Origin of the sequence: Polaromonas sp., assembly GCF_013817205.1 — a bacterium.
Classification (GTDB): Bacteria; Pseudomonadota; Gammaproteobacteria; order Burkholderiales; family Burkholderiaceae_C; genus Polaromonas.
Genome location: NZ_JACDDD010000010.1, coordinates 60,561 through 66,560 on the forward strand (window position 1 = coordinate 60,561; position 6,000 = coordinate 66,560).

General features: G+C 61.3%; 8 protein-coding genes. 7 read left to right on the forward strand and 1 reads right to left on the reverse strand.

What is annotated here, in order from left to right:
* Nucleotides 1-549 precede the first annotated feature (549 nt).
* Complete coding sequence (locus tag H0W47_RS04220; RefSeq protein ID WP_296921156.1) at nt 550-738, forward strand: hypothetical protein; 189 nt, start codon at nt 550-552, stop codon at nt 736-738.
* Nucleotides 739-849: 111 nt separating this feature from the next.
* On the opposite strand, the gene H0W47_RS04225 is transcribed toward H0W47_RS04220, so the two are convergent.
* Entirely contained in the window at nt 850-2,037 is a 1,188-nt protein-coding gene (locus H0W47_RS04225) for a PLP-dependent aminotransferase family protein (protein ID WP_296921176.1), read from the reverse strand.
* Nucleotides 2,038-2,117: 80 nt separating this feature from the next.
* On the opposite strand from H0W47_RS04225, the gene H0W47_RS04230 reads away from it, so the two are divergent.
* The 6 genes from H0W47_RS04230 (at nt 2,118) to H0W47_RS04255 (ending at nt 5,729) form a co-directional block, all read left to right on the forward strand.
* The gene (locus H0W47_RS04230) at nt 2,118-2,534 is read left to right on the forward strand and encodes a hypothetical protein (RefSeq protein ID WP_296921158.1); all 417 of its coding nucleotides are present in this window, start codon (nt 2,118-2,120) and stop codon (nt 2,532-2,534) included.
* A gap of 9 nt (nt 2,535-2,543) precedes the next feature.
* The gene (locus tag H0W47_RS04235) at nt 2,544-3,278 is read left to right on the forward strand and encodes a dienelactone hydrolase family protein (protein WP_296921160.1); all 735 of its coding nucleotides are present in this window, start codon (nt 2,544-2,546) and stop codon (nt 3,276-3,278) included.
* A gap of 74 nt (nt 3,279-3,352) precedes the next feature.
* Nucleotides 3,353-3,997: a TetR/AcrR family transcriptional regulator gene (locus tag H0W47_RS04240; protein ID WP_296921162.1), complete on the forward strand. Its 645-nt coding sequence runs from the start codon at nt 3,353-3,355 to the stop codon at nt 3,995-3,997.
* Nucleotides 3,994-4,617 carry a hypothetical protein gene (locus H0W47_RS04245; protein ID WP_296921163.1) on the forward strand — a complete coding sequence of 208 codons (624 nt, stop codon included), beginning with the start codon at nt 3,994-3,996 and terminating at the stop codon, nt 4,615-4,617. Before H0W47_RS04240 ends, H0W47_RS04245 begins: the two co-directional genes overlap by 4 nt.
* On the forward strand, nt 4,598-5,329 hold the full coding sequence (locus tag H0W47_RS04250) for a molybdopterin-dependent oxidoreductase (protein ID WP_296921165.1): 732 nt from the start codon (nt 4,598-4,600) through the stop codon (nt 5,327-5,329). Before H0W47_RS04245 ends, H0W47_RS04250 begins: the two co-directional genes overlap by 20 nt.
* Nucleotides 5,319-5,729 (forward strand): PaaI family thioesterase, encoded by a 411-nt coding sequence (locus H0W47_RS04255; protein WP_296921167.1) that lies wholly within the window; start codon nt 5,319-5,321, stop codon nt 5,727-5,729. Before H0W47_RS04250 ends, H0W47_RS04255 begins: the two co-directional genes overlap by 11 nt.
* The last annotated feature ends 271 nt before the right edge of the window (nt 5,730-6,000 follow it).

The window sequence follows — 6,000 nt, forward strand, 5'->3', positions numbered from 1 at the left end:
TACATCACCCAACGAACTTGACCAGCCAGACAGGCAATGCGGATTGTCGCCGTGCACATGCCCGGAGGTAACCATAGACAGGGCTCTAGCAGTTATACGGTTTTGATATAAGTCGTCTCGGGATATCTCGATTGCCGTCGCCGGCCTGCCTTCGTCTCCTTGAGCAGCCTAATTCGGGGCACCAGGAAGAATCCAACGGCTTTTCCAGCACCCCGCACGACAACGCTATCGCCTTCGAAGCCGAGCACACCAAGCTGCACCTCGCGAACCAGACTGACCGGTTTGTTTCTGGACCAGGGCATAGACCATGGGGAAAGGACCTTGGGCGGCAAGCCGCGCGGACGCAGCCGGGACGTAAAGGACAAGCCACCACCCCTGCAGGTCGCCCCGGTGCGCCCGGCTCGTACGAACGTTGCCCGCTTTGCGACGTGGGACCACTCCCACACAAGCTCAGGTATTGCAGCGGTGGCATGAAGACGATGTGCAGCGCACTATGAAGGAACAGGTCCACACAGGCCTGCACTTCTTAGCCCAACCCCACAGGACCCCATGACCGACCCACGCAACATTGCCCACGACAAAAAAGTCCAGCAGGAAAAGAAGCACCGCGGCGAAGAGATCGCGCCCGGCGCGGAACATGCCGTTCAGCCCGGCAAGAAGCCTCATCTTGTGACCACCGACGAGAAGCCTGAGACCGACAGCGAGACGGCTGAGAAGGACGAACAGCCTGCGGGCTGAGCCCCGACCCCCTATATAGCCGCCAAACAAAAAGCCTGCTGCACATGTGCAGCAGGCATTTTTATTCCCGGGCGTCCACGCACCTCTCCGGCGGAAACAGTCCAGATCGATTCAAAGCGCCTTGCCGAGACGGGTCACGCCCTCTTCAATCTTCGCAACATCCGCCGTTGCAAAACTCAGCCGGAACGTACTCAAGTCCGGACTCTCCGCATAAAACGGCGCCCCCGGAACAAACGCCACACCCTGCTCAATCGCCTTCTTGGCAAACTCGCCCGCATCTTTGGTTCTGCCACCCGCGCCGGTGAGCCTGGCCCAGAAGAACAGGCCACCCTGGGGTTGGGTTAACTCCACCGCGTCGCCGAGTTCGCGCTTCAGGGCCGCGCCCATCGCCAGCGCACGTTCGCCATAGGCCTTGCGCACTTTGGCCAGCGTGGCGGGCATGCGGCCTGACTTCAGGTACTGGGCGGCTGTCGCCTGGGCGAAGGTGCTGGTGTGCGCGTCGCTGAACTGTTTGCACATGGTGGCCTTGGCCAGCAGCTCGGCGGGGCCGATCATCCAGCCCACGCGCAGGCCGGGGCTCAGGACTTTGCTCATGCTGCCGCAGTGGGCGATGAGTTCCGTGCTGCCCGGAACGTCCTTCGACAGGCTCAGGATGCTGGGAGGGGGCGCCGCGTTGAAGTAAAGGTCGCCGTAGGGATCGTCCTCGACAATCAGGGTGTTGTATTTAACGGCCAGGGCCAGCACTTTTTTGCGGCGCTCCAGGCTCAGCAGTGCGCCGCTGGGGTTGCCGAAGGTGGGGATCAGATAGACAAACTTGGGTTTGTGCTCGGCGATCAGCTTTTCCAGCTCGTCGGTCTTGACACCGTTGGCGTCGATGGGCGCACTGATGAGTTCTGCGCCATAGAGGCGAAAACACTGGATGGTGGCGAGAAAGGTCGGGCCTTCGACAATCACCTTGTCGCCGGGATCGATCATGGTTTTGCCCAGCAGGTCCAGCGCCTGTTGGCTGCCGGTGGTGACGATCAGTCCATCGGCCGCGACCTCTACCCCCTTGCTGCCCATGAAGGCGGCGAGCTGTTCGCGCAGCGGGTTGTAGCCTTCGGTGGCGCCGTATTGCAACGCGGCGCCGGGCTCTTCGGTCAGGGCTTTGTTTGCGGCCACTTGAATGCCGGCCACGTCAAACATGGCGCTGTCTGGAAAACCGCCAGCAAAGCTGATGATGCCGGGCTTGCCCAGCAGCTTGAACAGTTCACGAATGGCAGAGGTTTCTACGTTGTTGAGGCGGTCGGCAAAGGGCAAGGGCATGGCGGTCTCTCTTTCTGCTGAGGATTGTCGCCAATTTGCGCGCAGCTTTCCTGCGTGGCGGCAGAATGTGGGGCATGAGTACACCCGCCCTGCTTATTGCCGCCAGCGCAGCTGTCATTTTTGTACTGGGTTTCTTGCACCTGGTCTTTACCTTCTACGGCCCCAAGTTTGATCCGCGCGACGCGGAGCTCAAGGCCAGGATGATGGTGGTCTCGCCAGTCATCACACGCCAGACCACCATGTGGCGCGCCTGGATAGGGTTTAACGCCAGCCACTCTTATGGCGGGATTCTGTTTGGTGCGGTGTGGGCCTATCTGGCGCTGGTACACCCGGCATTTTTGTTTCAGTCGGTCTTTTTGCTGGCGTTGGGCCTGCTTGTGCTGCTGGGCTATGTGGTGCTGGGCAAGATTTACTGGTTCAGCATTCCGTTTCGCGGTATTTTGCTGGCGACGGTTCTGTATGGCCTGGGGCTGCTGGTTTACTTTGTTTGAGGCTTGCCCATGATTGAACAACACATTGACATCCCCAGCGCTGACGGCGCGATGAACAGTTTTGTGGTTTACCCCGAAGAACGCGGGCCGCACCCGGTGGTGCTGTTTTACATGGACGCACCGGGCAAGCGTGAAGAGCTGCACGACATGGCGCGGCGTATTGCGGCGGTAGGTTATTACGTGGTGCTGCCCAATCTGTATTACCGCCGCTCGCGCGACTTTTGGTTGACCGAGCGCACAGAGGCGCAAATGGCGGTCGTGTTTGAACACATGAACTCTCTGACCAACGCCATGCTGGTGCACGACACCGAAGCCATGCTGCGCTTTGTAGATGCGCAGCCGCAGGCCGACGCCAGCCGCGTGGGTGCGGTGGGCTACTGCATGAGCGGGCCGTTTGTCATGGCGGCTGCCGCTGCCCTGCCAAACCGCATCAGTTGCATTGCCAGCATTCACGGCGCCAACCTGGTGACTGACCGCGACGACTCGCCGCACCTGATGGCCCCAAAGATCCGCTGCGAAAGCTACTTTGCCTGTGCAGAAACCGACCGCTGGGCACCGCCAGAGATTGTGCAAACGCTGCAGGATGCTTTGGTGGCCGCTGGCACACCGCACCGCATTGAGTGGTACCCGGGCACCGAGCACGGTTTTGTCTTCCCCAGGCGTGAAGGCATTTATCACCAGGCAGCAGCCGAGCGGCATTGGGAGCGGCTGTTTGACCTGTTCAGGCGCACCTTGCAGGCCTGACATGCGCCGCGGGGGGACCAGCCCGTCAAAATATCCACTTGACTAGAGTGTAACTCTGGAGTGATACTCCAATCATGGAAGCCGTCACCACCAAAGACAAGCTGCTGGACGCCGCCACGCGGGTGTTTCTGGCGCACGGCTTTGCCGCCGCGTCCATGGACATGGTGCGCGTCGAAGCCGGCGTCAGCAACGGCAGCCTGTACCACCACTTTCCCACCAAGGCGCTGCTGGCCGATGCGCTGTATGCCCACACCCTGCGCGACTTTCATGCCGCGCTGATGGCACCGATAGCCGGAGCTGCCACGGCCGAGGCAGGCGTCAAGGGCCTGATACGCGGCTACATCCAGTGGGTGCTGCAACACCCCGAGCAAGCGCGCCTGCTGCACAAGTTGCGGCGCACGGATGGCATGGCAGATGGCATGGCAGATGGCATGGCAACTAGCACGGGAGAGACGGCTGGAAGCGGCAAGACAGCAGGTACCGAGCGTGGCGCCGTCAATGCCAACGCCTATGCCGCTCTGGCAGAGTGGATAGACCAGCAGGTAGCGGCCGGCGACATGCGGGCCATGCCCTTCCCGGTGTGGATGGCGCTGGTGTTTTCACCGGCCCTGTCACTGACGCAGCACTGGGTGGCACAGGCCAAACCCACGGTACCACCCAAGGTGCGCGCGGCACTGGAGCACGGGGCCTGGATGTCGGTTGCAGGTGATACCCCATGACGCCGCGCAAACTTCACGCGCTTTCGGCGATGGTGATTACCGCCTTTGCCTGCCTGCACATTGCCAACCACCTGGTGGGCCTGGGGGGTGCTTCAGCCCACATCGCTTTCATGGAAACAGCCCGCCTGGTTTACCGGGCCAGGGCGGTTGAATGGGTGCTGCTGGCCTGCATTGGTTTTCAGATCGTCAGCGGGCTGGTGTTTGTCATCCGCGGGTGGAAGCAGCGGCACGGAGGCATTGCCTGGCTGCAAGCCGCCTCGGGCGCCTACCTTTCATTCTTTCTGGCCGTTCACGTGGGTGCCGTTTTGTCCGGGCGCGCGGCGCTTGGCCTGGATACCAACTTCTATTTCGCAGCTGCGGGCTTTCACGTGGCACCGTTTCAGTTTTTCTTTGCACCCTATTACTTTTTGGCCGTGCTGGCGCTCTTCACGCACCTGGGTTGCGCCGCCTACTGGCAGTCAGAGGGCCGCCCGCGCCTGGCCAGGGCCTTGATGGTTGCTGTGCCCTGCGCGGCAGGCGCCGTCATCTCGCTGCTGATCGTGCTGTCGCTGGCCGGTGCGCTGTTTCGTGTTGATATTCCGGCGTCTTACAAGGCAACTTATGACCAATCCACACCCTGAAGCCAGCCCTCTTCCACCCGGGCAAAAAGCGCGGCCTGATTTTCCGCGCTTTGGCCTGGCCCCTTATGCCGGGCGCTTTCCGCACGACGCGACAGCGCGAACGTTGCAACTTTCCGGCGGCGCGCTTACACCAGCGGTCATTTCTTCTACGCTGCAGGGCCTTGAAAGGGTTGAGCAAGTCAGCGACTTTCATTGCGTGACCACCTGGAGCCACCGAGCATTGCGCTGGGGTGGCGTGCGGTTTTCTGACTTCTATCAGTTGCACATCGCGCCACGCACCGACCCTGCTCTGGGCGTGCGCTGGGTGGTGCTGCGCGGGCAGGACGGCTACCAGTCGCGCATGCTGCTGGAGGACTTGCTGGCCTCTGGCGTGATTCTGGCCGACACGTTGAACGGCCGCCCCCTGTCACTGGACCACGGCGCGCCGCTGCGCCTAGTGGCGCCCGCGCACTACGGCTACAAGTCGGTCAAGCACGTGAGCCACATCGAATGCTGGCAAGCAGAACCGCAAGGCCCTCAATCGCCCTTCGCCTTCATGAACCATCCGCGTGGCAGAGTCGCCCATGAAGAGCGGGCACAGTGGCTGCCGGGCTGGCTTTTGCGCCATGTTTACCGGCCCATGATCCACGCCAATGCCGCGCGCTTTGCAAGGGCGGCGGCGCAACACGCGGCCACCAAGCCCGCCACCACCGGAGACTTCGATGCCCGCTGAGATGCTCGCCTTCGGGCAACAAGTGCTGGGCCAGCAGGCTTTCAGCCAGCTGCTGGGCGCGCAGCTGGACGCTTTTTCACACGGCCATGCCGAGCTGTCGCTGCCGGTGGTGGCCGGCCTTCTGCAACAGCACGGCTTTGTGCATGGTGGTGTGCTGTCTTACCTGGCCGACAACGCCCTGACCTTTGCCGGTGGCTCGGTGCTGGGTGACTCGGTCACGTCCGAATACAAGATCAACTACCTGCGCCCGGCCAAAGACGCCGAGCGCCTGCTGGCCGTGGCCACAGTGGTGGGCAGCGGCAAAACGCAGGCCGTGTGCCGCTGCGATGTTTTCATGCTGCGCGGTGAGGAGCGCACCTTGTGCGCTGCGGCGCAGGGGACTATTCGCAAGGCGGGGTAAGAAAATTCACGTCTCGCAGGCATATTGAAAAAGGTGTGAGTTAACTACTTATATGGAGTAATTTGACTTAGAACTTATCCGTAAATAAATGATAATCACTTTCCATGCGCGAGTGCCGCGGTTGGAGTTGTGATGGCAAAAGCCAAATCCTGGAAAGTGACTGACGAATTCTGGCAACGTGTTGAGACGTTGATCCCTCAGCGTAAACGCGTAGAGAGTCAAAGCTATAGCCGTAAAGCTGGCGCAGGCCGCAAGCCCAAAGACCCACGAC